The 25,957-nt window shown below is 68.5% G+C and carries 26 protein-coding genes and 1 pseudogene; 14 read left to right on the top strand and 13 right to left on the bottom strand.

Annotated elements, in window-relative coordinates; translation table 11 throughout:
- From C5F48_RS07985 to C5F48_RS07965, 5 genes and pseudogenes are all read left to right on the top strand, one after another.
- Nucleotides 1-634: GGDEF domain-containing protein (locus C5F48_RS07985; protein ID WP_181247680.1), on the top strand; the 634-nt coding region annotated here is incomplete at its 5' end.
- A gap of 391 nt (nucleotides 635-1,025) precedes the next feature.
- Nucleotides 1,026-1,382: pseudogene (locus C5F48_RS07980) on the top strand (transposase); the annotation flags it as partial.
- A gap of 72 nt (nucleotides 1,383-1,454) precedes the next feature.
- The gene (locus C5F48_RS26430) at nucleotides 1,455-1,553 is read left to right on the top strand and encodes a phage tail assembly chaperone (protein WP_373454335.1); all 99 of its coding nucleotides are present in this window, start codon (nucleotides 1,455-1,457) and stop codon (nucleotides 1,551-1,553) included.
- A gap of 32 nt (nucleotides 1,554-1,585) precedes the next feature.
- On the top strand, nucleotides 1,586-3,403 hold the full coding sequence (locus tag C5F48_RS07970) for a hypothetical protein (RefSeq protein WP_146170569.1): 1,818 nt from the start codon (nucleotides 1,586-1,588) through the stop codon (nucleotides 3,401-3,403).
- A gap of 9 nt (nucleotides 3,404-3,412) precedes the next feature.
- Complete coding sequence (locus C5F48_RS07965) at nucleotides 3,413-4,159, top strand: hypothetical protein (RefSeq protein WP_107663374.1); 747 nt, start codon at nucleotides 3,413-3,415, stop codon at nucleotides 4,157-4,159.
- A gap of 216 nt (nucleotides 4,160-4,375) precedes the next feature.
- On the opposite strand, the gene C5F48_RS07960 is transcribed toward C5F48_RS07965, so the two are convergent.
- The 4 genes from C5F48_RS07960 to C5F48_RS07945 are packed head-to-tail and all read right to left on the bottom strand — an operon-like array spanning nucleotide 4,376 to nucleotide 10,067.
- The gene (locus C5F48_RS07960) at nucleotides 4,376-7,600 is read right to left on the bottom strand and encodes an efflux RND transporter permease subunit (RefSeq protein ID WP_107663373.1); all 3,225 of its coding nucleotides are present in this window, start codon (nucleotides 7,598-7,600) and stop codon (nucleotides 4,376-4,378) included.
- Nucleotides 7,597-8,565, bottom strand: a complete 969-nt coding sequence (locus tag C5F48_RS07955) for an efflux RND transporter periplasmic adaptor subunit (RefSeq protein WP_107663372.1) — start codon at nucleotides 8,563-8,565, stop codon at nucleotides 7,597-7,599. Before C5F48_RS07955 ends, C5F48_RS07960 begins: the two co-directional genes overlap by 4 nt.
- 6 nt (nucleotides 8,566-8,571) lie before the next feature.
- Complete coding sequence (locus tag C5F48_RS07950) at nucleotides 8,572-8,772, bottom strand: YgaP family membrane protein (RefSeq protein ID WP_107663371.1); 201 nt, start codon at nucleotides 8,770-8,772, stop codon at nucleotides 8,572-8,574.
- Nucleotides 8,769-10,067, bottom strand: a complete 1,299-nt coding sequence (locus C5F48_RS07945; protein WP_107663370.1) for an NAD(P)/FAD-dependent oxidoreductase — start codon at nucleotides 10,065-10,067, stop codon at nucleotides 8,769-8,771. Before C5F48_RS07945 ends, C5F48_RS07950 begins: the two co-directional genes overlap by 4 nt.
- A 363-nt stretch (nucleotides 10,068-10,430) precedes the next feature.
- Here C5F48_RS07945 and C5F48_RS07940 point away from each other — a divergent pair, with 363 nt between their 5' ends.
- From C5F48_RS07940 to C5F48_RS07920, 5 genes are all read left to right on the top strand, one after another.
- Nucleotides 10,431-11,483, top strand: a complete 1,053-nt coding sequence (locus tag C5F48_RS07940) for an MlaE family ABC transporter permease (protein WP_107663380.1) — start codon at nucleotides 10,431-10,433, stop codon at nucleotides 11,481-11,483.
- Complete coding sequence (locus tag C5F48_RS07935; protein ID WP_107663369.1) at nucleotides 11,483-12,271, top strand: ABC transporter ATP-binding protein; 789 nt, start codon at nucleotides 11,483-11,485, stop codon at nucleotides 12,269-12,271. The genes C5F48_RS07940 and C5F48_RS07935 overlap by 1 nt, the downstream gene beginning before the upstream one ends.
- Complete coding sequence (locus tag C5F48_RS07930; RefSeq protein WP_107663367.1) at nucleotides 12,271-13,218, top strand: MlaD family protein; 948 nt, start codon at nucleotides 12,271-12,273, stop codon at nucleotides 13,216-13,218. The genes C5F48_RS07935 and C5F48_RS07930 overlap by 1 nt, the downstream gene beginning before the upstream one ends.
- A gap of 2 nt (nucleotides 13,219-13,220) precedes the next feature.
- Complete coding sequence (locus C5F48_RS07925; protein ID WP_107663365.1) at nucleotides 13,221-13,835, top strand: ABC-type transport auxiliary lipoprotein family protein; 615 nt, start codon at nucleotides 13,221-13,223, stop codon at nucleotides 13,833-13,835.
- 141 nt (nucleotides 13,836-13,976) lie between these two features.
- Nucleotides 13,977-15,518, top strand: coding sequence for a trimethylamine methyltransferase family protein (locus C5F48_RS07920; protein ID WP_107663364.1), 1,542 nt, complete (start codon nucleotides 13,977-13,979; stop codon nucleotides 15,516-15,518).
- 54 nt (nucleotides 15,519-15,572) lie between these two features.
- On the opposite strand, the gene C5F48_RS07915 is transcribed toward C5F48_RS07920, so the two are convergent.
- Nucleotides 15,573-15,848, bottom strand: a complete 276-nt coding sequence (locus C5F48_RS07915) for a DUF6477 family protein (protein ID WP_107663363.1) — start codon at nucleotides 15,846-15,848, stop codon at nucleotides 15,573-15,575.
- 219 nt (nucleotides 15,849-16,067) lie between these two features.
- On the opposite strand from C5F48_RS07915, the gene C5F48_RS07910 reads away from it, so the two are divergent.
- On the top strand, nucleotides 16,068-17,192 hold the full coding sequence (locus C5F48_RS07910; protein WP_107663361.1) for a DUF6456 domain-containing protein: 1,125 nt from the start codon (nucleotides 16,068-16,070) through the stop codon (nucleotides 17,190-17,192).
- A gap of 61 nt (nucleotides 17,193-17,253) precedes the next feature.
- Here the strand turns inward: C5F48_RS07910 and C5F48_RS07905 are convergent, their stop codons facing one another.
- A complete protein-coding gene (locus tag C5F48_RS07905; RefSeq protein ID WP_107663360.1) occupies nucleotides 17,254-18,720 on the bottom strand; it encodes a catalase in 1,467 nt (488 codons plus the stop codon).
- Nucleotides 18,721-18,825: 105 nt separating this feature from the next.
- Here C5F48_RS07905 and C5F48_RS07900 point away from each other — a divergent pair, with 105 nt between their 5' ends.
- Complete coding sequence (locus tag C5F48_RS07900) at nucleotides 18,826-19,752, top strand: LysR substrate-binding domain-containing protein (RefSeq protein WP_107663359.1); 927 nt, start codon at nucleotides 18,826-18,828, stop codon at nucleotides 19,750-19,752.
- Nucleotide 19,753: 1 nt separating this feature from the next.
- Here the strand turns inward: C5F48_RS07900 and C5F48_RS07895 are convergent, their stop codons facing one another.
- Nucleotides 19,754-20,302 carry a peroxiredoxin gene (locus C5F48_RS07895; protein ID WP_107663358.1) on the bottom strand — a complete coding sequence of 183 codons (549 nt, stop codon included), beginning with the start codon at nucleotides 20,300-20,302 and terminating at the stop codon, nucleotides 19,754-19,756.
- Nucleotides 20,303-20,539: 237 nt separating this feature from the next.
- On the opposite strand from C5F48_RS07895, the gene lipA reads away from it, so the two are divergent.
- Nucleotides 20,540-21,496, top strand: a complete 957-nt coding sequence (gene lipA, locus C5F48_RS07890; protein ID WP_107663357.1) for a lipoyl synthase — start codon at nucleotides 20,540-20,542, stop codon at nucleotides 21,494-21,496.
- Here lipA and C5F48_RS07885 read toward each other — a convergent pair whose 3' ends face one another.
- The 3 genes from C5F48_RS07885 to hpt form a co-directional block, all read right to left on the bottom strand.
- Nucleotides 21,497-22,381, bottom strand: coding sequence for a cytochrome c (locus C5F48_RS07885; protein WP_107663356.1), 885 nt, complete (start codon nucleotides 22,379-22,381; stop codon nucleotides 21,497-21,499).
- Between the two features lie 69 nt (nucleotides 22,382-22,450).
- Entirely contained in the window at nucleotides 22,451-22,633 is a 183-nt protein-coding gene (locus C5F48_RS07880) for a hypothetical protein (RefSeq protein WP_373454334.1), read from the bottom strand.
- Nucleotides 22,630-23,175 carry a hypoxanthine phosphoribosyltransferase gene (hpt, locus tag C5F48_RS07875; RefSeq protein WP_107663352.1) on the bottom strand — a complete coding sequence of 182 codons (546 nt, stop codon included), beginning with the start codon at nucleotides 23,173-23,175 and terminating at the stop codon, nucleotides 22,630-22,632. Before hpt ends, C5F48_RS07880 begins: the two co-directional genes overlap by 4 nt.
- 89 nt (nucleotides 23,176-23,264) lie before the next feature.
- On the opposite strand from hpt, the gene C5F48_RS07870 reads away from it, so the two are divergent.
- Nucleotides 23,265-23,723: a type II toxin-antitoxin system RatA family toxin gene (locus tag C5F48_RS07870; protein WP_107663351.1), complete on the top strand. Its 459-nt coding sequence runs from the start codon at nucleotides 23,265-23,267 to the stop codon at nucleotides 23,721-23,723.
- 25 nt (nucleotides 23,724-23,748) lie between these two features.
- Here the strand turns inward: C5F48_RS07870 and C5F48_RS07865 are convergent, their stop codons facing one another.
- The 3 genes from C5F48_RS07865 to C5F48_RS07855 are packed head-to-tail and all read right to left on the bottom strand — an operon-like array spanning nucleotide 23,749 to nucleotide 25,849.
- On the bottom strand, nucleotides 23,749-24,219 hold the full coding sequence (locus tag C5F48_RS07865) for a CinA family protein (RefSeq protein ID WP_107663350.1): 471 nt from the start codon (nucleotides 24,217-24,219) through the stop codon (nucleotides 23,749-23,751).
- Nucleotides 24,216-24,719, bottom strand: a complete 504-nt coding sequence (locus C5F48_RS07860; RefSeq protein ID WP_107663349.1) for a phosphatidylglycerophosphatase A family protein — start codon at nucleotides 24,717-24,719, stop codon at nucleotides 24,216-24,218. The genes C5F48_RS07865 and C5F48_RS07860 overlap by 4 nt, the downstream gene beginning before the upstream one ends.
- A complete protein-coding gene (locus C5F48_RS07855) occupies nucleotides 24,716-25,849 on the bottom strand; it encodes a bifunctional 2-C-methyl-D-erythritol 4-phosphate cytidylyltransferase/2-C-methyl-D-erythritol 2,4-cyclodiphosphate synthase (RefSeq protein ID WP_107663348.1) in 1,134 nt (377 codons plus the stop codon). The genes C5F48_RS07860 and C5F48_RS07855 overlap by 4 nt, the downstream gene beginning before the upstream one ends.
- Between the last annotated feature and the right edge of the window lie 108 nt (nucleotides 25,850-25,957).

The following is a 25,957-nucleotide window of genomic DNA, read 5'->3' as shown; positions in this document are numbered from 1 at the left end:
GATCTCGGTGCTGGTGGCGCTGGTGGTCGGTCTGTTCCTCGAGCGCGAGAAGGGTATCCTCGCCCGCGAGGAACTCCTGCTGCAGGACTCGCTGCGCGATCCGCTGACCGGGCTGCACAACCGCCGCAGCTTTGACGCCGAACTGGCCCGGGTGCTGGCCAGCCCGGGCGAGCATTACCTGCTCTATGCCGATGTCGACCACTTCAAGCGGGTGAACGACCGCTACGGCCACAGCTTCGGCGACGAGGCGCTGCGGGCGATCGCGCGCACCATGCTGCTCTGCGTGCGGCGCAACGACATCGTCGCCCGGCTCGGCGGCGAGGAGTTCGGCATCATCCTGGCAGACATCAGCCGCGAGGAGGCGCAGCGGCTGGCGGATCGGCTTATTGCGGCGGTGGCGGCCTTCGACCACCGCGCCGCCGAGGAACGGATCACCATCACTCTCAGCGTCGGCGCCGCACGGCGGCGGGCCGACCATTCGCCGACCATGCTGATGAGCATCGCCGACATGGCGCTCTACGAGGCGAAGAACAGCGGCCGCCGCCGCGCGGTGTTCTGTACCGAGCCCATGGCCGAACCGACGCAGCCGCCTGACACGGCCAAGGGCGCGCCGAAGGCCGAGGTGACGGTGTGAGCGGTGTCGGCAGCTGATGCGGGACCGGCCGGAGCGCCGCCGAACGTATGAGGGTGCCGAAGCTGGCGGGCTGTCCCGGGATCATCAGGGGGAGTTGGAGCGGGTGAAGAGGTCCAGAAGAGGAAATCGAACCTTAACTCCCGCCACAGATTATCCCGAATTTCAACGGATTCCTGAGCTTTCCACCCTCGCGGTGCTGCGTTCGTGTGTGCCGGATCAGTCAAGCGGCCTCTTGTCCTTAGAGCACACCGACTCACTGATCTCAGTCAAGATGCCCAAGCCGATGCCGAACAACGCAGCCATCAGCCCCTGATCTATCGCTGCTGACCTTCCCCCGGAAGTTCCTTCGCTGTGATGTGGAGTCTGCCCAACCTGAGAAGGAGCAGACGACATGAGGAAAAGCCGGTTCACTGAGGCGCAGATTATCGGGATGCTACCAGCAGGAGGCGGGTTTGCCCACCTCCGAGCTCTGCCGGAAGCACGGCTTGAGCCCCGCGACTTTATGCATGCTGAAAGCCAAGTGTGGTGGGATGGAGCTTTCCGACGCAAAGCGGCTGAAGCAGCTCATGATGAGAACGCGAAGCTCAAGCGCCTGCTGGCCGATGCCATGCTGGACAACGTGGTTCTGAAAGATCTGCTGGGAAAGCCCTGACGACGCCGATGCAACGGCGGGACGCGGTGCTGCGGGCGATGCGGGATCATCCGATATCTCAACGCTGGGCCCGCGTCCTGATCGGTATCGATCCGCGCCCCGCTGCCCGCTGCCGGGCGCAACCGCCTGCTCGCCGCCTGCGACTGGACGCAGGCTCCCGCTGCGCCTGTGGACGCGCCAGCCTGGGCCGCCTGGCGGCAAGCGCTGCGCGACGTTCCGCAGCAGGCCGGGTTTGCCGATGTGATCGACTGGGCGGTTGCACCATAAAGAGCCTGCGTTTTGTGATTTAAGAGGTGCCAATGACCCTGACCACGAGTGCGATTGTCGGCGATGTACCGCTGCCCTCAGGAGCCGCCCCAGCCGGCGCGGAGCTGATGTTCACCCTGTCATGCTGGGATAGCGAGGGCGACCACTGCCTGCCCCCGGCGACGATCATGGTGCCGCTGGGCGAGGATGGCGCTCTGCCTGAAGGCTTCAGGCTGTGGCGCACGACGAAGGGCCGGCGCGGCGCGCATTACAAGGTTGCGCTGCGCTGGAGCGAGGGACAGCCGGAACAGAAGAAGTCCACCGATCTTGGCGCGATACAGATCGGAGACGCCGACGAATACGCGCTTGCCGACCTGCTGGCCGGGAGCGTCCCGGCTGCGCCGCAAAGCTTCTGGGTTCGCCGCGACAGCATGGCCGAGATTGACGCCGCTGTTGCCGGGGTGGAGCGGATGGCGAACGACCTGCGGGCCGAGGCGCAGGAGCCGTTCACCGCGCCTGTCTCGAGCGAGGGCGCGGCGCTGCTGATGGACGCCAACGGCAACGCGCTGCTGGGCCTGCGCAGCACCGGGCTGGACTACGTGCCGTCTCGGGATCTGGTGGCGCGCTATGCTGCGGCTCTGGGCGTGGAGGTGGGCTACAGCGCGACCAGGGTGCAGATCATCCCTGTTGACGGTCAGAGCTTGTCGGTCGGCGGGGAGTTCACTGGCGCAACGGTCACCAGGGCGGGCGTCGAGAACTTCGACACGACCGGCGCGCTGGAACTCTACGGGCTGAAGCTGGCCAACGGCAACCCCATCGGGCTGCGCGGTCCCCTATCCCGAGGCTGGGACATGACCGCCTTGCCGACCGGCATCGGCCCCGCCCGGCCGCACAGCCGCCACATCACGACAGGCTATGTCATCGGCTCTGTGCGCAACCGCTACCGCGCCGCCGCGGGCCTGCCGCTGATCCCGGCGCTTGTCGGCTCTCTCGGGGTTCCGGGCGCGTTCATCGAGGCGCTGGACAAGGACAGCCAGGTCACAGACCGTGGCGTCGCCGGCGATCTGATCTGGCGCAACAAGCTGTGGTGGCACGATCAGGCCAAGCGGCTGCTCGCTGGCAAAGCCTATGAGATTCCGTGGCTGGTCTGGCTTCACGGCACGAGCAGCGGCAAAGCGGGCGATGCGGCGGGCCACTACCTCGGCAAGATGCGCGCCTATTTCGATGACTTCCGCGCTATGCTGGCGGCGAAGGGCATCACGGGCCTGGCCAGGGTCATCCTGATGCAGGACGCCGCCGATACCGACACCTCGGCCCTGCCGTGGCATGTGGTTGATGAGCACCTGCAATTCTGCGAAGAGGGCAGCGCGGTGCTGGCCGGGCCGCTCTATCCCTACGAGGTCTGGGATGACAACGTGCACCCCAGCGCGGATCAGACGATCCTCTTCGGCGAGGTCATCGCCTGGGCCATGGCGGAGGTTGAGGCCGGGCGGCAATGGACCATCCGCAGGCCCGTCGCCTCGATCAGCGGCAATGTCCTGTCGCTGCACTATGCCAGCCTGCGCGAGGATGAGGTGCTGACCGCCCACGATGCCGCGAAATACGGCGGCGTCGGGATCAGCAACCTCGGCTTCGAGATGGAGGGCGCGACGATCACCGGCGTCTCGGTCGCCGGGCATACCATTCGGATCGGGTTCAGCGGAACTCCGACGCAGGTTCGCTACGCCCACCAGCGCCGCAACGCGACCGGCGCGGGCAACAAGTTCACCGCCCACCGGGGGCTGCTGCGCACCTCCCTGAGCCGGACGGCCGAGATGCTGCCGGATCAGCGGATCCACCGCTGGTCTCCGTCCTACATCATCAACCTCTGAGGCCCCGCCATGAAAACGATCCGCATCAACGTCGCGGCGAACCCGGCGGCGCATCTGGGCAGCATGGGCGACCCGGTTCCGGCCATCGCTGACGTGCCGGACGCAATCGGCCTCTGGGAGCCGCGTGACGCCGACATTTCGCTGACCAGCGGCCTCGTCTCCGAGTGGCGCGCAGGCTCCCGGGCCTTTGCGCAGACCCGCGCCGCACGCCGGCCCGCCAGGCAGGACGGCAAGCTCTGCTTCGGCAACGGGGCAGGCGCGGCGAAATCGGCTCTGCTGCTGCAAGGCGCGCAGATCGGCGCACCGACGAACCTCTGCATTGCAGGCCGCATTGTGATGGACAGCGCCGCCATGGCCGGCACAACCTTCTGGCACGCCCTCGGAGGGAAAGCTTCGGACGGAACGCCAACCCGGCTCTTCATTCGGCCCAACAACGGAGCGCCTAAAATGACCATGCAGGCCGGGGCGGGATCGATCGCAAATGGCGTGACCGTCAAGATCCCCGCGGGCATGCTGGACCTGCCGTTCATCTACACCAAGGCCGGCGCCACACAGCGGCTGGAGATCATCGGCGTCGGTGCTGCGCAGGATGACAACTGCGCGCTGGACCTCTCTGTCGGTTTCGCCATCGGCATGCAGTCCTCGGCGGCAAGCCCGTCGCTGCCAGGCGCGTTCCGCCGGTTCGGGCTGTGGCAGCTTGCGCCGTCAGCGGTGCATCTGATCGCCATCCGGAACTGGCTCGCCGCGGCAGGCTGATCCGACCACCTTGCCGGTACCGGCCTGTCTCGCCGAATGGAGCCGACCCTGCGCCGTGCTGTCACATGCGCAGGGTCAAACCACTACCGCGACCACTGGAGCCGCGACGGGGACCAAACCCCGAAGGGCCGACCCCGCTATATCCCGCAAACGTCGCCGCCCGGTCGAATGTCCGTTGGCGCACCGCCACCGGCCCCAGCCGCGCCGGGGCGCCGGTCAGGCCGCCGTTTCCTCAACCGCCCGATCACCGCGGAAGACCACGTAGATTGCCGGGATCACCAGCACGGTCAGGACCGTCGAGGACAAAAGCCCGAACAGCAGCGAGATCGCCAGGCCCTGGAAGATCGGGTCGGTCAGGATCGTCACCGCGCCGATCATCGCCGCCAGCGCGGTCAGCAGGATCGGCTTGAAGCGGATCGCCCCGGCCTCCAGCAGCAGCTCCAGCTGCGGCCGACCATCGACCGGGGCGTGGCGGATGAAATCGACCAGCAGGATCGAGTTGCGCACGATGATGCCGGCCAGCGCGATGAAGCCGATCATCGAGGTGGCCGAGAAGGGCGCGCCGAACAGCCAGTGGCCGACAAGGATGCCGATCAGCGTCAGCGGCACCGGGGTCAGCACCACCAGCGGCAGCCGGAACGAGCCGAACTGCATCACCACCAGGATGTAGATCCCGACCAGCGCGACGCCGAAGGCCGCGCCCATGTCGCGGAAGGTGACCCAGGTCACGTCCCACTCGCCGTCCCAGAGCAGCACCGGGCGGCTGGTGTCCTCGGGCTGGCCGTGCTGGACGATTACCGGCTTCTCCAACCCGCCCCAGTCGGCGGCGGCGATGGCGCGGGCCACCGCCATCTGGCCGTAGAGCGGGGCCTCGAAGGCGCCGGCGAGTTCGGCCGTGACCATCTCGGCCGGCTTGCCGTTGTGGCGGAAGATCGGGAAGGAGGCGGTCTCGCGTTGAACTGTCACCACATCGCCGAGCTCGACCACCGAGCGGTCGCCGGGCAGCAGGTTGGCCGGAACGGGCGTGGCCAGGGCCTTCTCGTCCAGCACCCGGTCGGCCTTGGCCGGGCCGATGCGGATCGCGATCGGCTCGCGCCCGCCGGAGCGGTGCGAATAGCCCACGGTCCTTCCGCCATAGAGCAGGGCGATGGTGTCGAAGACATCGGCCTGCTCGACCTTGTGGAAATCGAGATTGGCGTCATCCAGCGTCAGCCGCAGCCGGGGGGCAGCGAGGCCGAAGCTGTCATCGACATCGACGATGAAGGGCACGGTGGCGAAGGCCTCGCGCACCTTGCCGGCGACGGCGCGCCGCGTCTCGGGGTCGGGGCCGTAGATCTCGGCCAGCAGCGTCGCCATCACCGGCGGGCCGGGCGGCGGCTCCACCACCTTCACCGAGGCGCCTTCGGGCAGCGGCAGGGCGGCGAGCCGCTCGCGGATCTCCAGCGCGATGGAGTGGCTCTCGCGCGAACGCTCGGCCTTGGGCGAGAGGTTCACCTGCAGGTCGCCCATCTGCGGCGCGTCGCGCAGGTAGGAATGCCGCACCAGCCCGTTGAAGTTGAACGGCGCGGCGGTCCCGGCATGCGACTGGATCGAGGTGATCTCGGGGATCGGGGCCAGCAGCGCCGCCAACTCGGCCAGCGTGCGGTCGGTCTCCTCCACCGAGGCGCCGCGCGGCAGGTCCAGCGTCACCGCCAGCTCGGACTTGTTGTCGAAGGGCAGGAGCTTCACCGTCACCGCCTTGGTGTAGAACAGCGCCGTCGAGCCGACGGTCAACGCCAGCACCGCAACGAGGAACAGCCCCGCCCGGCCGCGCGAGGCCAGCAGCGGCCGCGCGGCGCGGCGGTAGAGCCGCCCCAGCCGGTCGTCCCCGGCGCCGTGCTCCGCATGCCCCGCACTTTCGGCCCGACCGACCTTCAGCATCAGCCAGGGCGTGATCATCACTGCGACGAAGAAGGAAAACACCATCGCCGCCGAGGCATTGGCCGGGATCGGGCTCATGTAGGGGCCCATCATGCCGGAGACGAAGAGCATCGGCAGCAGCGCCGCGACCACGGTCAGGGTGGCGACGATGGTCGGGTTGCCGACCTCGCCCACCGCGTCGATCGCGGCGGCGCGGCGGCTGCGGCCGTCGGACATGGCCCAGTGCCGGGCGATGTTCTCGATCACCACGATGGCGTCGTCCACTAGGATGCCGATGGAGAAGATCAGCGCGAAGAGGCTGACCCGGTTCAGCGTGTAGCCCATCAGCCAGGCGGCGAAGAGCGTGAGCAGGATCGTGACCGGGATCACCACCAGCACCACCGCAGCCTCGCGCCAGCCGATGGCCAGCCAGACCAGCGCCACGATGGAGAGCGTGGCGAGCCCGAGGTGGAACAGGAGCTCGTTGGCCTTCTCGTTCGCGGTCTCGCCATAGTCGCGGGTGACATGCACGCTCAGCCCCTCGGGGATCAGCGTGCCTTCCAGCCGGGCGACGGCGGCGTGGATCTCGGCCCCGATGGTAACGGCATTGGCCCCGGGGCGCTTGGCGATGGCCAGGGACACCGCCGGCGCGCGCGAAAAGCCCTCACCCTCGCGGTCGAGCTGGAACACCCGGGCCTCGACCGTGTCGGTGGCCAGCGATACCCCGGCCACGTCGCGCAGGTAGACCGGGCGGTCGTCGCGGGTGGTGACCAGCAGGCTCTCGATCTCGGCAAGGTCGGTCAGGGTCCGGCCGGCGGTCAGGCCGATCTGCCGGCCGTCCTTGCGTAGCGTGCCGACCGAGAAGCTGCGGTTCGCGCCCTCGACCTTGGCGGCGAGCGCCTGGAGCGTCAGCCCGGCCTGCGCCAGCCGCTCGGGGTCTGGGCGGATGCGGATCTCCTCCGGGGTCTCGCCGACGATATAGGTCAGGCCGATCTCGGGCAGGGCGGCGATGGCGACCTGCAGTTCGCGCGCGACGCGGGTCAGGTCGGCGGGCGACCAGCGGTCGGCGGCCTCGGCGGTGGGGGCGAGGGTCAGCACCATGATCGCCACGTCGTCGATGCCGCGCCCGACAATCAGCGGCTCGGGGATGCCCTCGGGGATCCGGTCGAGGTTGGCGCGCACCTTCTCGTGCACCCGCACGATGGCGGAATCGGCGGAGGTGCCGACCTCGAACCGCGCCGTCACCAGCGCGCCGTCGTCCTGCGTCTGGGAATAGACATGCTCGACCCCGGGGATCGACTTGACGATGGTCTCCAGCGGCTCGGTGACCAGCTTCACCGCGTCCTCGGCCCGGAGCCCGTCGGCGCGCAGGTGGATGTCGACCATCGGCACCGAGATCTGCGGCTCCTCCTCGCGCGGCAGGGAGACGAGGGCGACGAGGCCCAAGAGGACCGCGGCGACCAGCGCCAGCGGCGTCAGCGGCGAGGTGATAAAGGCGTCGGTCAGGGCGCCGGCGAGGCCGCGCTTCGGGGCAGGGGTCATGGCACGAGGACCGTATCGCCGCTGCGCAGGCCCGAGAGGATCTCGACCATCGGCCCGGCTTCGGTGATCACCACCGGCCCCGGCACCACCGAGACGCTGCGGGGGCTGCCCTCGGCCAGGATCTCAACCAGGTCGAGCCCGGCCCGGCGCCGGATCGCCGCTTCGGGCACCGCCAGCGCCTGCCGCGCGCCGACCCTGACCTGCACCAGGATGCGCTGGCCGATGAAGGCGTCCGACAGCCCGTCGACCGCGACATCGGCGGTGACGCGGCCATTCTCAATCAGCGGGTAGAGCTTCTCGATCCGGCCCTCGGTCTGGCCCTCGCCGATGGTCACGCTGTCGCCCACCGCCAGCCCGTCGGCATGGCGCTCCGGGATCTGCAGCCGCAGGAAGACCTGGCCGGCGGCGATGGTCGCCACTTCCTCGCCGGCCAGCACCACCTCGCCCAGCCGGATCGGCACCGACAGCACCCGGCCGGCGGCGGGGGCCAGCACCTCGCCCTCGGCCATCTGCTGCAGGATCACCGAGCGGGCCGAGCCAAGTTCGGCCACCGTGTTGCGCGCCACACTGAGCGCGGTGCGCACCCGGTCCACCGCCTGCGCCGTGGTCGAGCCGCGCGCCAGCAGCTGCTCGCTGCGCCCCAGTTCGGCCTCGGCATTCTCCAGCTCGGAGCGCGCCGCCGCCAGCCGCGCCTCGGCCGCCGAAAGCTGCAGCTCCAGCTTCTCGTCGGTGATCCGGGCGATCACCCGGTCCGCCGCCACGCCGTCACCCTCGGACACTTCCAGAGCGGTGACCGTGCCGCCGATCCGGCTGCGGGCCGGGACGACGAAGCGGCTCTCGATCCGGCCGAACAGCGCCTTGGTCTCGACGACCTCGACGGGGCTGAGCAGCAGTTCGCTCGCCGGAAGCGCGGCGGGCAGCAGGGCGAGAAGGGCGGGCAGCAGCAGCCGGAGGGGCAGGGGCATTCCGGGTCAGGCCGCCCTGCCGTCGCGCAGACCGAGCCGGCGGAACAGCATCGCCGCCGGGCAGAATCCGGTGAAGGCCGACTGGAACAGGTTGGCCCCGACGAAGGCGGTCAGCGCCAGGAAATAGGGCGAGACCGCCCAGGCGAGGGCGAGCGACAAGAGCACCATGAAGCCTGCAAAGGCGGTGACGGCTTGGTCGACGGTCATGACGGTTCTCCGGTTTCGTGATGGGTGGATTTCAGCTTGTCGATGCCGAGGCTGCGCAGGGCGAGGCGCTCGTAGAACGGCTCGGACTTGCCGATGCGGATCTTGCGCAGGAAGTATTTCTCGAAGCCGATCTTGGCGTAATGCACCCAGCGGCCCTGCGACGACCAGTTGACGTTGCGCGGCGGGATCTGCGGCTGGGCGATGAAGGCCACGCCGCCATCGCCGAAATCGGCAAGGCAGAAGGCGTTCCAGGTGCCGACCTCGGCCGGCTCCTCGCCGCGCAGCAGGCTGGCGATGTTCATCGCGGTGGCGGTGACCATGCTTTCGATCATGAAGCCGGTCTTGGGCACGCCGACCGGCACCGGCGTCGGCCCCAGCGGCGGGATCGCCGCGCCGACGCCGACGGCGAAGACGTTGCGGAAGGTCGGGTTGCGCTGGAACCGGTCGACGAGGATGAAGCCGCGCGGGTTGCACAGCCCCTCGATGCCCCGCACCGCCGCCACGCCGCGGAAGGCCGGCAGCATCATCGAAAAGGCGAAGGGCAGCTCATGCCGGCGGCGGAGGGCCGCATCCTCGTCCAGCTCCTCGACATGCATCATCCCGGCATCGACCGAGGCCACGCGGGCGTTGGTGATCCACTTGATGTGATGCGCCCGCATCTGGCCTTCCAGCAGGCCCTTGGTGTCGCCCACCCCGTCGAGGCCGAGATGGCCGATATAGGGTTCGGCGGTGACGAAGGTCATCGGCACCCGGTCGCGCACCTTGGCCTTGCGGAGGGCTTTTTCCAGGATGAAGAGGAATTCATAGGCCGGGCCGAAGCAGCTGGCGCCCTGCACCGCGCCGATCACCACCGGGCCGGGCTTCGCCACCAGCGCCTCCACCGCCTGCCGCGCCTTCAGCGCATGGTCGATCTGGCAGACCGACTCGGTATGGCCGGCGGGGCCGAGGCCGGGGATCTCGTCGAAGGCGAGCTCGGGGCCGGTGGCGATCACCAGGTAGTCGTAGCCGAGGCTGTCGCCATCGGTCAGCTCGACCCGGTTCTCGGCCGGGTGGACCCGGGCCGCGCCTTGCGTGAGCAACGCAATGCCGCGCCGGCCCATCACCTCGGTCAGATCGACCTCGACCTCGTCCCGATCGCGCCAGCCGACGGCGACCCAGGGGTTCGACGGTACGAAGCTGTAGGTGCTGCCCTGCGAGATGACGGTCAGCCGGTCGTCGCGCCCGAGCTGGTCCTTCATCTCGTAGGCCATGATCACGCCGCCGAGACCCGCCCCCAGGACAACCACATGCGCCATTTCAGCTCCCCCCGCGTCGACCCGAGTCGCGCTGGCTCCATGGTATATTCAAAAAGTGGAATATCAAAACCCTATAAATGGCACATTTTGGCCGCAGGATTTCCCGGCGCCGGGGCAGGGGGAGGGAACGGCCAGGTGTTGCCGATCGGAACCGCCGGGGTGTCCTGCGGGTTACAGCTGAGACAAAGCCGCTCGCGTCCGGGTTGCCTAACGGCTATTGCACCATATCCTCTTTGACGATCACCCCGGATGAAGGAACACCAGATGCCGTTTCCCGTGAAGGGTTGCGCCTAAGTGGCTGACGCGGACGCTCCGACCGCCAGACCCTCGCCGGGCAAGGCCGAGGCCGGGCTTTCCGGCGCGATGACGCTTGCGACGCTGAAGGCGTCGGAGAAGGCGGTCGCGGCGCTGGAGGGCAAGGGGACCATCGACCTCTCCGATGTGACCGAGCTCGACACCGCCGGGGCCTGGCTGATCGCCCAGGCGCGGCAGCGCGCCGCGGCGGGTGGCCGGCCGATCCAGCTGAGCGGCATGACCGAGGGTCAGGCGCTGCTGATCGACACGGTCGAGAAGGCGATGCCCCGGCCCGAGCGCAAGCGCCGGCAGATCCCCGGCCGTCCCGGCGACGGGCTGGAGAACATGGGCAGGACCGTGGCCGCCAAGGCCCGCACCGCCTTCAAGGCGCTCGGCTTCTTCGGCGTCGTCGTGGCGCATCTTCTGTCGCTGATCATCCACCCGACCCGGCTGCGCATCACCGCGCTGTTCTACCACATGCAGGACGCCGGGCTGAACGCCGTGCCCATCGTCTCGCTGATGGGTTTCCTGATCGGCATCGTGCTGGCCTTCCAGGGCGCGACGCAGCTGCAGCAGTTCGGCGCCGAGGTCTATGTCGTCGATCTGGTCGCCATCTCGATCCTGCGCGAGTTGGGGATCCTGTTGACCGCGATCATCGTCGCCGGGCGCTCGGCCTCGGCCTTCACCGCGGCCATAGGCTCGATGAAGATGCGCGAGGAGATCGACGCCATGCGGGTGCTCGGGCTCGACCCGATCGACCGGCTGGTGCTGCCGCGGGTGCTGGCGCTGGTCTTCCTCCTGCCGATCCTCGGCTTCATCGCCTGCATGACCGGGTTGATCGGCGGCATGCTGATGGCCTGGATCGAACTGAGCATCACCCCCGGCATGTTCCAGACCCGTCTCCTGGAGGGCACCGACCCGGTGCATGCGATCATCGGTCTGGTGAAGGCGCCCTTCTTCGCGGTGATCATCGCGGTGATCGGCTGCCATCAGGGCATGCAGGTCGAGGGCAATGCGGAGTCGTTGGGCCAGCACACCTCGCGTTCGGTGGTGCAGGCGATCTTCATCGTGATCGTGACTGACGCGCTGTTCTCGATCTTCTTCGCGGTCTGGGGGATCTGATGGCCAAGGTCATGGGCGAGAACATCATCGAGGTGCGCGGGCTGAAGAACCAGTTCGGCCGCAACGTGATCCACGAGGATCTCGACCTCGACGTGAAGCGCGGCGAGGTGCTGGGCATCGTCGGCGGGTCGGGCACCGGCAAGTCGGTGCTGCTGCGCTCCATCGTCGGGCTGCAGAAACCGAAGGAAGGGTCGATCAAGGCCTTCGGCATCGACGTGCTGAAGGCGGACCCCAAGGAGATGGCCGAGGTCGAGAACCGCTGGGGCGTCATGTTCCAGGACGGGGCGCTGTTCTCGTCCTTGACGGTGCGCGAGAATGTCGAGGCCCCGATGCGGGCGCGGCTGAAGCTCGACGCCCAGACCCGCTCGGCGCTGGCCGATCTGCGCATCGCCATGGTCGGGCTGCCGCCCAAGGCGACCACGCTCTACCCCTCCGAGCTTTCGGGCGGGATGCGCAAGCGCGCCGGTCTGGCGCGGGCGCTGGCGCTCGACCCCGACATCGTGTTTCTCGACGAACCCACCGCTGGGCTGGACCCGATCGGCGCGTCGGATTTCGACACGCTGATCAAGTCGCTGCAGAAGGCGATGGGACTGACGGTGTTCATGGTCACGCATGACCTCGACACCCTGCATGCCACCTGCGACCGGGTGGCGGTACTGGCGGAGAAGAAGGTGCTTGTGACAGGAACGATGGCCGAGATGCTCGATGTGGATCACCCCTGGGTGCGGGAATATTTCCACGGGCCGCGGGCCCATGCCGCGATGACCGCCTCCGGAGGAGAGAACTGATGGAAACCCGCGCGAGGTTCATCCTCATCGGCCTGTTCACCCTGCTGGGCGTGATCGCCACGCTCGGCTTCCTGCTCTGGCTGGCCAAGGTCCAGGTGGACCGCAGCTACGAACAATACGACATCCTGTTCCCCAGCGTCGACGGGCTGGGTCAGGCGAGCCCGGTGCGCTACAATGGCGTCGACGTGGGCCAGGTGCTCAGCATCGGGCTGGACGAGGAGAATGCCGCCATGGTGCGGGTGCGGATCGAGATCTTCTCCACCACGCCGGTGCGCGCCGACACCAAGGCGCAGGTCGCCTCGCAGGGCGTGACCGGCGTGTCCTATGTCAGCCTCGCCGGCGGCTCGCCCGAGGCGGAACGGCTGGAGATCCTGCCGCCGAACGAGGTGCCGATCATCCCCTCGGAACGCTCGGCCGTGCAGGCGCTGACCGCCGACGCGCCGGACCTTCTGGCCGAGGCGCTTGCTCTGATCAAGGATGTCAGCACCTTCACCGGGCCGGAGAACCGCGAGGCGGTGCGGCGGATCCTCGAGAATGCCGACGCCGCGATGACGAACATCGCCCAGGTCACCGAGGATGCGGCGGTGGCCAGCAAGAACATCAACGCCTTCTCGGAACGGCTCGACACCCTGGCCGACGAGCTCGAGGAGGTCGCGGTCGCGGCCGAGGCGACGCTGGCCGAGGCGCGGGGCACCTTCTCGCGCGCCAACACCGTCATCGACGAGCGCGTGCCGCCGATGCTGGACCAGATCGCCTCGGCGGTGCGTGGCATCGAGCAGTCGGTGTCGAGCTTCCGCAGCTTCGCCACCAACGGCCTGCCGCAATTCACCACGGTCGCCAACGAGGCGCGGGGGCTGGTCAGCAACCTGAACTCGCTGACCTCGCAGATCTCGCGCGATCCCGCGCGCTTCTTCCTCGGCAACCAGACCCCCGACTACAGGAGATGACGATGAAAACCCTTTCCCGCCTGATCGCCCCGGTCGTCGCGCTGTCGCTGCTGTCGGGTTGCGCCGCGGTGACGCGCGTCTCGGGGGCCGCCGAGCCGCTGAACAGCTTCACCCTGGCCCCGGCCACCTACCCGAACGCGCCGGTGGGCGGCTCGGGCCATATTGTGATCGAGGAGGCCAGCACCTCGGGCGCGCTGGCGACCGACCGCATCCTGATCAAGCCGAGCCGGGTGCAGGCCGCCTACCTGCCGCAGTCGCGCTGGACCGACCCTGCGCCGGTGCTGGTGCAGACGCTGCTCCTGTCCTCGCTGCAGAACGCCGGCGGCTTCCGGCTGGTGGCGCGCGACGCCAAGGGGCTGCAGCCGGACTTCACGCTGATGACCGAGCTGCGCGACTTCCAGGCCGAGGCGCCGGCCGGCGCGGCGCCGGTGGTGAAGGTCGGCATGACGCTGACCCTGATCCGCGAGGCCGACCGCCGCATCCTCGCCACCCGCCGGCTTGACGCCTCGGCGGCGGCGGCCAGCGACGGCACCGCCGATGTGGTGGTGGCCTTCGATGCGGCCACCAGCCAGATCCTCGGCCAGGCGGTCGCCTGGGTCCAATCGAACGCCCGCTGAGCAGTTAACCGCCCGTTTCCGAAGCTTGCCGCCCATGTCGCTTTTGGGCGGCAAGCGGCGGAAACGGGGGACGGGCGCACGGGCAAAAGCGGCATAAGGGCGAAAACTTATGCGCGGGTCGCGCGATCTGGAGGATATGCGATGAACGAAGTTGCAGGGCGCAGGGCGCGGGGCGGCGGCGGATCGGCGCGACGGGCGGAACGGACGGCGGTCAGCCTCGATTCGGCGAAGTTCATCTCCCGCAACATCCCCAACTTCGAGATCCTGAACGACGAGGCGCTCGAGATCATCGAGTGGAACGCCGATACCGTCCTCGAAGAGATCGGCGTCAACTTCCTCGAGAATCCCGCGGCGCTGGCGCTGTGGCGCGCCGCCGGGGCCGACGTGCGCGGCGAGCGGGTGCATATCCCGCGCGGCCTCGCGCGCAAGCTCTGCGCCACCGCGCCCGCAGCCTTCACCCAGCATGCCCGCAACCCGCTGCGCAATGTCGACATCGGCGGCCGCAACCTCGTCCTCGCCCCGGTCTATGGCCCGCCCTTCGTGCGCGATCGCGAGAAGGGCCGTCGCTACGCCACGATGGAAGACTTCCGCAACTTCGTGAAGCTCGGCTACATGTCGAAATGGCTGCACCACTCCGGCGGCACGGTCTGCGAGCCGACCGACGTGCCGGTGAACAAGCGCCACCTCGACATGCTGCACGCCCATATGACGCTGTCGGACAAGCCCTTCATGGGCTCGGTCACGGAGCCGGTGCGGGCCGAGGATTCGGTCGAGATGGCGAAGCTTCTGTTCGGGTCGGACTTCGTCGACCAGAACACGGTGATGACCTCGCTCATCAACATCAACTCGCCCCTCACCTTCGACAGCACGATGATGGGCGCGCTGGAGGTCTATGCCCGCGCCAATCAGGCCTCGATCATCTCGCCCTTCATCGTCGGCGGCGCGATGGCGCCGGTGACGGTGGCGGGCACGCTGACCCAGGTGCTGGCCGAGGTTCTGGCCGGCGTCGCCTACAGCCAGCTGGTGCGCCCCGGCGCGCCGGTGATCTTCGGCGCCTTCGTGACCTCGATCGACATGAACTCCGGCGCGCCGACCTTCGGCACCCCGGAGGCCGCGCATATCACCTATGGCGCGGGCCAGCTGGCGCGGCGGATGAAGCTGCCCTACCGCTCGGGCGGGTCGTTCTGCGGCTCGAAACTGCCCGATGCGCAGGCGGCCTACGAGACGGCGAACTCGCTGAACATGGCGCTGCTGGCCGGCGTGAACTTCATGCTGCATGCCTGCGGCTGGCTGGAGGGCGGTCTGGTCTCCAGCTACGAGAAATTCGTGATGGACGCCGACCAGCTCGGCACGCTGCACCATCTGGCTCAGGGAATCATCATGGACCAGAACGGGCAGGGGATGGATGCGATCCGGGAGGTGGGCCCCGGCGGCCACTACCTCGGCTGCGCCCATACCCAGGCCAATTTCAAGACCGCCTTCTGGCGCTCGGACCTCCTCGACTACAAGCCCTTCGAGACCTGGGACGAAGAGGGCGCGCGCGATACCGAGACGCTGGCGGCGGAACGCGTCAAGAAGATGCTCGGCGACTACCAGCAGCCCGCATTGGACGAGGGCATCGCGGAATCGCTGGCCGATTACGTCGCCCGCAAGAAGGCCTCGGCCCCCGACGCCTTCATCTGAGACGGGATACATCGACAGCACGGGCGCGGTCGCAAGACCGCGCCCGTTGCGCATTCAGGCGCCGCGCGGCAGCAGCCTGACCTCGGCCATCAGCGCGATCAGCAGCTCCACATGCCGCGCGACGGAATAGCTGGCGAGCCCCGCCAGCCGTTCCTCCTCCATCTGCGCCTCCTCGGACAACAGCCGCGGCACCGTCTGGTCGGCGCGGGTCACGTCGACCAGCCGCCGCAGGTCGCGCTCGCGGCGATAGTCGGCGAGGCCGAAACGGGCGGCGCGGATCAACAGCCGCGGACGGCGCAGGTCGGCGAGCAGGGTGCGAACATCGGTCATCGGCGAATCCTCCAGATTGATCTGGACAGGATCGCTCCGTGCAAGGGGCCGTTGCGCGCGCGGCCGGTTCAGCGCGCGGAGCTTTCTCAATTGTTTAGGATTTATAAACAATTATCGGCAAAAGCGCAGGCATTAACGCACAGGTAACCAATGTTATCGACGGTTGCAAAAGTCCAGAGCTGGACTTCGCCCCCCGCCGGGGCGGCACGGGATGCATCCATGGTCGCCAAACTCGCCCCCCTTTCCCCCCTGCCGGCCTGGCTGCCCGAGGCGGTCCGGCTTTACCTCGACCATACCGAGGAAGGCCTGTCGCTCAGGGCGCTGGCCCGGCGCGAGGGCTGCCACGCCTCGACCGTGCTGCGCCACGTGCGCCGCTGCGAGAGCCGCCGTGACGATCCCCTGGTGGACGAGGCGCTGGCGGCGCTGGGGCGGGTGCAGGGCAAGACCGATGATCCAGCCAGAAAGGACCCCCCTCCCATGACAGCTCTGCACCGCGACCCCCGCACCCCGCTGGCCATCGACGAGGCCACCATCGCCCGCGAGGCCCGGCGCATCCTGCGCCGGCTGGCCGAGCCGCAGGCGGTGCTGGCCATCGCCGCCGATCTGGAAAAAGCCTGCGTGCTGCGCGAGATGCCCGATGGCAGCACCGCCCGCACCGCGGTGCTGGAGCGGGCGGTTGCCCAGGCCTTCGCGCTGAAGGACTGGATCGCCTGCCGCAAGGCCGGGCGGATCGCCACCTACGAGATCACCGCCGCCGGCCGCGCCGCGGCGCGGCGGATGATCGACGAGGAGGACCGCCGCCGTCAGGGCATGGCCGAGGCGCAGACCCCCTTTGCCGATCAGCACCGCGACTGGGTCGAGCGCGAGATGCACGAGCCGGGCGAGGCCCCGCGCCGCATCCGCTACAACCTGGCCGAAAGCCCGGTGGCGGCGCTGGGGCGGCGGCGCGACAAGGACGGCAAGCCCTTCCTCGAGACCGAGCTGGTGGAGGCGGCCGAGCGGTTGCGCGAGGATTTCGAACTGGCGCAGATGGGGCCGCGGGTGGCGCAGAACTGGGACCGCTTCCTCACCGCCGGCGATCGCGGCGGCTACCGGCCCGATGCCGGCGGCGCAGAAGGGCCGCGCATGGCGCGCGAACGGGTGGCGGCGGCGCTGCGCGACCTCGGGCCGGGGCTCGGCGACATGGCGCTGCGCTGCTGCTGCTTCCTTGAAGGGCTGGAGGTCGCCGAGAAACGGATGGGATGGGCGGCGCGCTCGGGCAAGGTGGTGCTGCGCATTGCCCTGCAACGGCTGCGGCGGCATTACGACGAAGCTTACGGCCGCTCCGGCCCACTGATCGGCTGAGGCCGAAAAAGAACGGGCGCCGGTTTCCCGACGCCCGCTCCGGTAGCTTGCGTGCCGAAGCTTACTCGGCGGCCTGCTGCGCCCCGGCGAGCGCCGCGCGGGCAGCGCGGATGCCGTCGCCATAGGCCTTGCTGATCTGGTCGAAGTGACCCAGAGCGCGGTTGACGATCTCCTCCGGCACGCCCTGCATCGCCTCGGCGATGTTGCTGTAGAGCCGGGCCCGGCCCTCCGCGCTCAGCACCTTGTCGTGCAGCGCGCGCGGCTGGGAGTAGTCGTCATTGCCGATCCGGTGGTTGTAGCGCGCCGCGTCGCCCGAGATGCGCAGCGGCGGTTCGGCCACGGTCGGATCTTCCTTGGCCGCGCCGGCGACCGAGTTCGGCTCGTAATAGGCATCCACCGCTCCGGTCTTCTGGCCGAAGAAGTTCATGTTGCCGTCCTTGTGGTAGTGATGCACCGGGCATTTCGGCGCGTTCACCGGCAGCGCCTCGTAATGCGTGCCCAGACGGTAGCGATGCGCGTCGGCATAGGAGAAGATCCGCGCCTGCAGCATCTTGTCCGGCGAGAAGCCGATGCCCGGGATCTTGTTCGACGGCGAGAAGGCCGCCTGCTCGATCTGGGCGAAGTAGTTGTCGGCGTTGCGGTTCAGCTCCATCACGCCGACCTCGATCAGCGGGTAGTCGCTGTGCGGCCAGACCTTGGTGAGGTCGAACGGGTTGTAGGGGGTCTTCTCAGCGTCCATCTCGGGCATGACCTGCACGCAGAGCGTCCATTTCGGGAAGTCGCCCGACTCGATCGTGCCGAACAGCGCTTCCTGATAGCCCTCGCGGGTGCGGCCGATCACCTCGGCGCCCTCGGCATTGGTGAAGTGCTTGTGGCCCTGATGGTTCTTGAAGTGGAACTTCACCCAGAACCGCTCGCCCGCGGCGTTGTAGAACGAATAGGTGTGCGACCCGAAGCCATCCATGTGCATGGGCGAGACCGGCAGGCCGCGGTCGGACATCAGGATGGTGACCTGATGCAGCGCCTCGGGGCTCAGAGACCAGAAATCCCACATCGCGGTGGCCGAGCGCAGGTTGGTGCGCGGGTGGCGCTTCTGCGTGTGGATGAAGTCGGGGAACTTGTAGGCGTCGCGCACGAAGAACACGGGCGTGTTGTTGCCCACCACGTCCCAGTTGCCTTCCTCGGTGTAGAACTTCACCGAAAAGCCGCGCACGTCGCGCTCATGGTCCGCCGCCCCGGCCTCGCCGGCCACGGTCGAGAAGCGGGCCAGCAGTTCGGTCTGCTTGCCGACCTGGCTGAAGATCTTGGCCGAGCTGTATTGCGTGATGTCGTTGGTGACGGTGAATGTGCCGAAGGCGCCCCAGCCCTTGGCATGCACCACGCGCTCCGGAATGCGCTCGCGGTTCTGATGGGCCAGCTTCTCGAGCAGCTGGTAATCCTCCAGCAGCACCGGGCCGCGTTCCCCGGCGGTCAGCGAATTCTGGTTGTCGGCGATCGGCGCGCCGGCGGTGGTGGTCAAGCGTGTCACTGGTATCTCCCTTGAGGCTGTGTCTGGCTGTTGTGGCTCGACATATGCAGGAGTTCTGGAATAAGTTTAAATCGGAAATTTTGTGTAAACCGATAAGGTGATCTTATGGCACTGACGCTGCGCCAACTCGGCTACTTCCTGGCCCTCGCCGAGGAACGGCATTTCAGCAAGGCGGCGGAGCGGGTGCATGTCACCCAGCCGGCATTGTCCATGCAGATTCGCGAAATGGAAGATGCACTTGGCACGCAGCTCTTCGAGCGCAGCCCGCGCGACATCCGCCTGACCCCGGCGGGCCGCGAGGTGGAGACAAGGGCGCGGCGCATCCTCGGGCAGGTGTCGGAGCTGGAGGCGGTGGCGCGGCAGCAGGGGCTGGTGGGGCGGATCAACCTCGGGGTGATTCCCACCGTCGCGCCCTATTTGCTGCCCGAGGTGCTGCCGCTGTTGCGTGCCTCCGACATCACCCGCGACCTGCGGCTGCGCGAGGCGACCACCGACCTGTTGCTGGCGGGGCTGGACCGCGGCCAGCTCGACGCGGTGGTGATCGCCGAGCCGCCCTCTTCCGCCGGGCTGGTGCTGGCGCCGCTGTTCACCGACCGCTTCCTGCTGGCCGGGCGACGCTCGGTGTTGGAGGGGTTGGCCGACGGGGCGGAGGCGCTGCGCCCGGTGACGCTGGACCCCGACCAGCTGCTGCTCCTCGACGAGGGCCATTGCCTCGCCGATCAGGCGCTGGAGGTCTGCGGCATGACGCGGCGCCAGTCGCGGCTCGACCTCGGGGCCTCGTCGCTGACCACGCTCTGCGGGCTGGTGGGGCAGGGGCTGGGCATGACCTTCCTGCCCGAGATCGCCCTCAGGCAGGAGCAGGCGGCGACGCCCGGCATGGCGGTGACGCGCTTCGCCGCCCCCGAGCCCTCGCGGCAGATCGTTCTGGGGCGGCGGGCGACCAGCTCGGCCTCCGACTGGTTCGACGAGCTGGTCTCGCTGTTCTCGCAAGCCGGGCAGGGGCTGACCGCCCAAGCCCGACTAATCGCCTAGATCAGGCGGCGGCGCCCTGCGCCTCGGCCATCAGCCAGGCCAGCACGGTTTCCGGCGAGGAGACGCCATAGGGGTCTTCGCCATGGTTGTCGCAGAGCCCCGGCTCCTCGAACCAGGCCTCGATCACCCCGTCCTTCACCACGGCGGCATAGCGCCAGGACCGCAGGCCGAAGCCGAGATTGTCCTTGCGCACGAGCATGCCGACCCGACGGGTGAACTCGCCCGAGCCGTCGGGGATGACCTTCACATTCTCCAGCCCCTGCGCCTTGGCCCACTGGTTCATCACGAAGGCGTCGTTCACCGAGAGGCAATAGATCTCGTCTACCCCCAGCGCCCGGAAGCCGTCGAAGCCCTTCTCGAAGCCCGGCAGCTGGAAGGTCGAGCAGGTCGGGGTGAAGGCCCCCGGCAGCGCGAACAGCACGACCCGCTTGCCGCCGAAGTAATCCTCGGTGCTCAGGTCTTCCCAGCGGTAGGGATTGGGCCCCTCGATGCTGTCATCGCGGACGCGGGTGCGGAAGGTGACGGAGGGCAGGCGGGAACCGGGCAACATCGGATGATCCTTTCAAGGCAACACGGGCGGAACAGGGCCCGGGCTAAAGCCCCGTGGCCCGGAGGTCAAGATGCTGCGCTGCAGCGTGGGCGGGATGGGCTGATGCCCGCCCGTTTCCGGGGCAGGGCGCCGCCTCTCCGTGCAGCCCGGAAACGCCGGGCGGCGCGACAAACGCCCGAGCGGGGCTGGTCGTTCCCGTCGCGGATGATTACACTGGAGGGAACACCGACCTCTGCGATGGGAAACACCGTGCGCGATTTGACGATCCCCGACCAGCGCCACCCCGAAAAAGCGCATCGCCTCGACAATGCGCAGCCGAAGAAACCCTCCTGGATCCGGGTCAAGGCCCCGGTCTCGCAGGGCTACAAGGAAACCCGCGACATCATCCGCAGCCAGAAGCTGACCACGGTCTGCGAGGAGGCGGGTTGCCCCAACGTCGGCGAGTGCTGGAGCCAGGGCCACGCCACCATGATGATCATGGGCGAGATCTGCACCCGCGGCTGCACCTTCTGCAACGTGGCCACCGGCAAGCCCTCCACGCTCGACGCCTTCGAGCCGGGGCGCGTGGCGCATGCCGTGGCACAGCTGGGGCTGAACCATGTGGTCGTGACCTCGGTGGACCGCGACGATCTCGACGATGGCGGGGCCGACCATTTCGCCCAGACCATCCGCGCCATCCGTCACCGCGCCCCCGCCACCACCATCGAGGTGCTGACGCCCGACTTCCTGAAATGCGCCCCCTCGGCGCTGGAGACGGTCGTGGCCGCGCGTCCCGACGTGTTCAACCACAACCTCGAAACCGTGCCCGGCCTCTACCCCGAGGTGCGGCCCGGCGCGCGCTATTTCCACTCGCTGCGCCTCTTGCAGAAAGTGAAGGAGCTCGATCCTTCGGTCTTCACCAAATCGGGCATCATGGTCGGCCTCGGCGAGGACCGTCAGGGCGTGCTGCAGGTGATGGATGACATGCGCGCCGCAGATGTCGATTTCCTCACCATCGGCCAGTATCTGCAGCCGACGCCGAAGCACCACCGCGTCGACCGCTTCGTGACGCCGGAGGAATTCGCCAGCTACGAGAAGGCCGCCTATGGCAAGGGCTTCCTCATGGTCTCGGCCACGCCGCTCACCCGGTCCTCCTATCACGCGGGCGACGACTTCGCCCGGATGCGCGATGCGCGGCTGGCCAAGCTCGGCTGATCACTCCACCGCCGGAACCTTCTTGAGATAGGCAGCGATCGCCTCGCGGTCGCTGTCGGGCAGGTGCGAGATGTTGTTCACCACATCCGCCATCTGCCCACCCGCCGAATCGAAGTCGGGGGTGAAGCCCGAAGACAGGTATTCGGCGATATCCGCCTCCGACCAGTCGAGCCCGCCCGGGGTGATGTTCGGGATCGTCCCCTTGCCCTCCGGGTTCGGCCCGCCCGCCAGCCAGGCGCCGGTCTTGCCGCCCAAGGCATCGCGCGCCGTGTGGCATTCGCTGCAATGCCCCAGCCCCTCGACCAGATAGCGCCCGCGCTCCTCCGCCTCGGTCAGCTCGCCCTCCACCACCCAGTCGGAACTCTGGTTCAAGAGCTTCCAGCCGCCCAGCAGGATGCGCTGGTTGAAGGGGAAGCCCAGCTCATGCGGCTCGTTGGCGCGGGCCGAGGCGGGCAGGGTGTCGAGAAAGGCCTTGAGGTCGGCCACGTCCTGCGCCGTCGCATGGACATAGGAGGTATAGGGGAAGGACGGATAATAATGCTCTCCCTCAGGCGAGGCGCCATGCCGCATCGCCGAGTCGAGATCGGCAAGGCTCCAGCCGCCGATGCCATGTTCCGGATCGGGCGAGATGTTCGGCACGACGAAGGCACCGAAATCCGTGGGCAGCCTGCGCCCGCCTTCCAGCAGCAAGAGCGCCTCGCCGCTCGCCCCCTGCGCCGCATGGCACGAGGCACAGCCTCCCGCCCAGAACACCTGCTCGCCCCGCGCCGCATCGCCCGTGAGCCCGGCAAGCGCCGAGGCATCCGACCGCTCGGGCTGCGTCACCACCAGCCCGGTGGCCACCCCGGCCACGACAACCAGCCCAATGCCCAGAATCCAGCGCATCCCCGTCTCCCTGCCGCCCGCCTGCCAAGCATAGGGCTCGCAGCCCGTATGGCCAGCCCCAGTCCGGCCTCAGGGCCGGATCATCCGCCCCGTGCCGTTCACCGTCGCCCAATCCGGCCAGCCGACGAAGCGCTCGACCAGCACCAGCAGGGCGCAGAACGCCACCACCGCCAGCACCAGCTTCACCCTCCCCGGCGAGGGCGGATGCCGCAGCCAGTGCGCCATCCGCACGAGCCAGAGCGGCCCCATCATCCCTCGTCGGTGAAGCGCACCTTGCCGATATAGGGCAGGTTGCGGTTGCGCTGCGCGAAGTCGATGCCGTAGCCCACCACGAACTCGTCGGGGATCTCGAAGCCGGTCCAGGTCGCGCGGATATCGACCTCGCGCCGCGTCGGCTTGTCGAGCAGCGCGCAGACCTCCAGCCGCCGCGGCTCGCGCGAGCGCAGCAGTCGCACGACATGGCTGAGGGTGAAGCCGGTATCGACGATGTCCTCGACCACAAGCACATCCTTGCCCGCGATCTCGCCGCGCAGATCCTTCAGGATGCGCACCTCGCGGCTCGAGGTCATCGCATCGCCATAGGAGGAGGCCTCGAGGAAATCGACCTCCACCGGCAGGTGCAGCTCGCGCACCAGATCGGCGATGAACACGAAAGAGCCGCGCAGCAGCCCCACCACCACCAGCTTGTCGGTGCCCTCATAATAGGCGGTGATCTCCCGCGCGAGCTCTTCGACCCTCGCGGCAATCGACTTCGGCGAAATCATCTGGTCTATGACATAAGGTCTCGTCGGCATGGCCACCCCTTGCGTTGTGCCGACGCTTTACCCAATACCGCCGGGCAAGTCACGCCGCCCCGGACCGCCTGCGAGGACAGAACGCCGATATGCCGACCCATTCCGAGACCCGCCCGCTGCCCTACACCGCCCAGCAGATGTACGATCTGGTCGCCGATGTGGAATCCTATCCGCAGTTCCTGCCGTGGAACTCCGCGGCGCGCATCCGGTCGCGCAAGCCGATCGAGGGCGGCGAGGTGATGGAGGCGGATCTGGTGATCTCGTTCAAGGTGTTCCGCGAACGCTTCGGCAGCCGGGTGAAGCTGTTCCCCGGGGCAAAGCGCATCGAGACCGAGTATCTCGACGGCCCGTTCAAATACATGCGCTCGACCTGGGGCTTCAAGGATCTGCCGGACGGGCGCTGCGAGGTGGATTTCTTCGTCGATTTCGAATTCCGCAACGCCATCCTGCAGGGCATCATCGGCGTGGTGTTCAACGAGGCGATGCACCGCATCGTCCGCGCCTTCGAGAAACGCGCGGCGTCGCTCTACGGCCCCGGCCGGGGCTGAGCCGCGGTCACGTTTACGCGACCGCTCAGCCGAGCGCCTCGGCCAGCAGCCGCAACGCATGGGCGACCGTCGCCTGCCGCACGCCCGCCCGGCCCAGCGCGCCGAACTCCACCGTCTCGACCTGCGTGGGCTGTCCGCGCCGGGCCAGCCCGAAGCAGACCCGCCCCTCCGGCTTGAACTCCGACCCGCCCGGCCCGGCGATGCCGGTGACGGCCACCGCCAGCGTCGCCTCCGACCGCGCCAGCGCCCCCTCGGCCATCTCGCGCGCCACCTCCTCCGACACGGCGCCGACCCGCGCCAGCGTCTCGGGCGAGACGCCGAGCATCGCCTGCTTGGCCGCGTTGGAATAGGTGACGAAGCCGCGGTCGAACACGTCGGACGATCCCGCCACATCGGTCAGGGCCGCCGAGAGCATCCCCCCGGTGCAGCTTTCCGCCGTGGCGATCCGCGCCTTCGCCGCCCGGGCGAGGCTCAACAGGGCAGCGACATCGCTCATCGCATCAGGACCCCATGGGCGATCCCGGCGCTGATGATGACGCAGATCCCGGCGAAGACCCCCGCCACCAGATCGTCGAGCATCACCCCCAGCGCATCGTGCCGCCGGTCGGCGCGGCCCACCAGCGAGGGTTTCCAGATGTCGAACAGCCGGAAGAACAGGAAGGCCGCGAGCCAGCCGGGATAGGCGGCGATCGCCCAATCCTCCATCCCGCGCGACCAGAAGGCGGCGGCGGGAAAGATCAGCGCCAGCCACTGCCCGGCGACCTCGTCGATCACGAATTCCGACGGGTCGTCGCCGGGCCGGTCGGCCAGCTCCACCGACAGCGCCCAATAGCCGATGCCGGTCACCAGAAGCGTCGCCACGACCAGCGCCGGAAAACCGAGCAGATGGTCGATCCCGACCCCCAGCACGATCGCCGCCGCCGAGCCCCATGTGCCGGGGCCGGGGCGCAGGAGCCCGACGCCGCCCAGCGTGCAGATCGCCCGCGTCAGCGTCATGCCGACACCAGCGTCGCCGTGGCCGAGGCGGCGATGCCTTCCTCGCGCCCGGTGAAGCCCAACTGCTCCGAGGTGGTGGCCTTCACCGAAATGCGCTCCACCGCCACGCCCATGATCTCGGCCAGCGCCGCGCGCATCGACGCCGCCACCGGTCCGATCTTCGGCCGCTCGCAGATCAGCGTCACGTCGCAATGGGTGAGGGTGAAGCCCCGCTCGGCCACCCGCTGCATCGCGTGGCGCAGGAAGATATGCGAGGCGGCGCCCTTCCACTGCATGTCAGACGGCGGGAAATGCACGCCGATATCGCCCTCGCAGAGAGCGCCATAGATCGCGTCGGTCAGCGCATGCATGCCCACATCGGCGTCGGAATGGCCGACCAGCCCCTTGCCATGCGGCACCTTCACGCCGCAGAGCCAGACATGGTCGCCCGGCCCGAACTTGTGCACGTCAAAGCCGTTGCCGGTGCGGATATCCATGCCGTTCTCCTTCGCCAGAATCCGTTCCGCGCGCGCGAAATCGCCCGGATAGGTGAGTTTCAGATTGTCCTCGTCGCCCTCGACGATCACCACGTCAAGCCCCGCCGCGCGGGCGACCTCCACATCATCGAGCGATCCGCCCGGATGCGCCCGGTGCGCCGCGAGAATAGCCTCGTAGCGGAAGGTCTGCGGCGTCTGCGCCCGCCAGAGCCCCGTGCGGTCCTGCGTGCCCGCCACCGCGCCACCCGCGCCGCGCCACAGCGCATCCGTCACCGGCACGGCGGGGGCCGCGCCCTCGGCCCCCTCCAGCGCCGCGAGCAACCGCCCGATCAGCGCCTCCGACACCAGAGGCCGCGCCCCGTCATGGATCAGCACCCGCGCCACGTCTTGCCCCGCCAGCGCCTCCAGCGCATTGCGCACCGAGGCGTCGCGGCTGGCGCCGCCCTCGACCAGTTCCACCCCGAAGCTCTCGGCCCGAGGGCGGTCGTCGGGATGGATCACCAGAATCACCCGGTCCACCCCCTTTGCAGCCCCGAAGGCGGCAAGGGCATGCGCCACCACCGGCCGGCCCGCCAGTTGCTGCCATTGCTTCGGCAGGTCTCCGCCCGCCCTTGTTCCCCGCCCGGCGGCGACGATGATCGCGGCTGTTGTCATGCGACAGTCATCCTTTTGCGCAAGGTCTAGGCCAAAGCCGCAAGGGGGGCAATCGACCCTCCTGTCGCGGCCCGATCAGCGGCGCGACAGCATTTGAGCAGTGATGCG

This window comes from Cereibacter changlensis JA139 (assembly GCF_003034985.1).
Taxonomy (GTDB): domain Bacteria; phylum Pseudomonadota; class Alphaproteobacteria; order Rhodobacterales; family Rhodobacteraceae; genus Cereibacter; species Cereibacter changlensis.
Note: the sequence above shows the minus strand (reverse complement) of the source record. Positions and strands in the feature narration are given on the sequence as shown.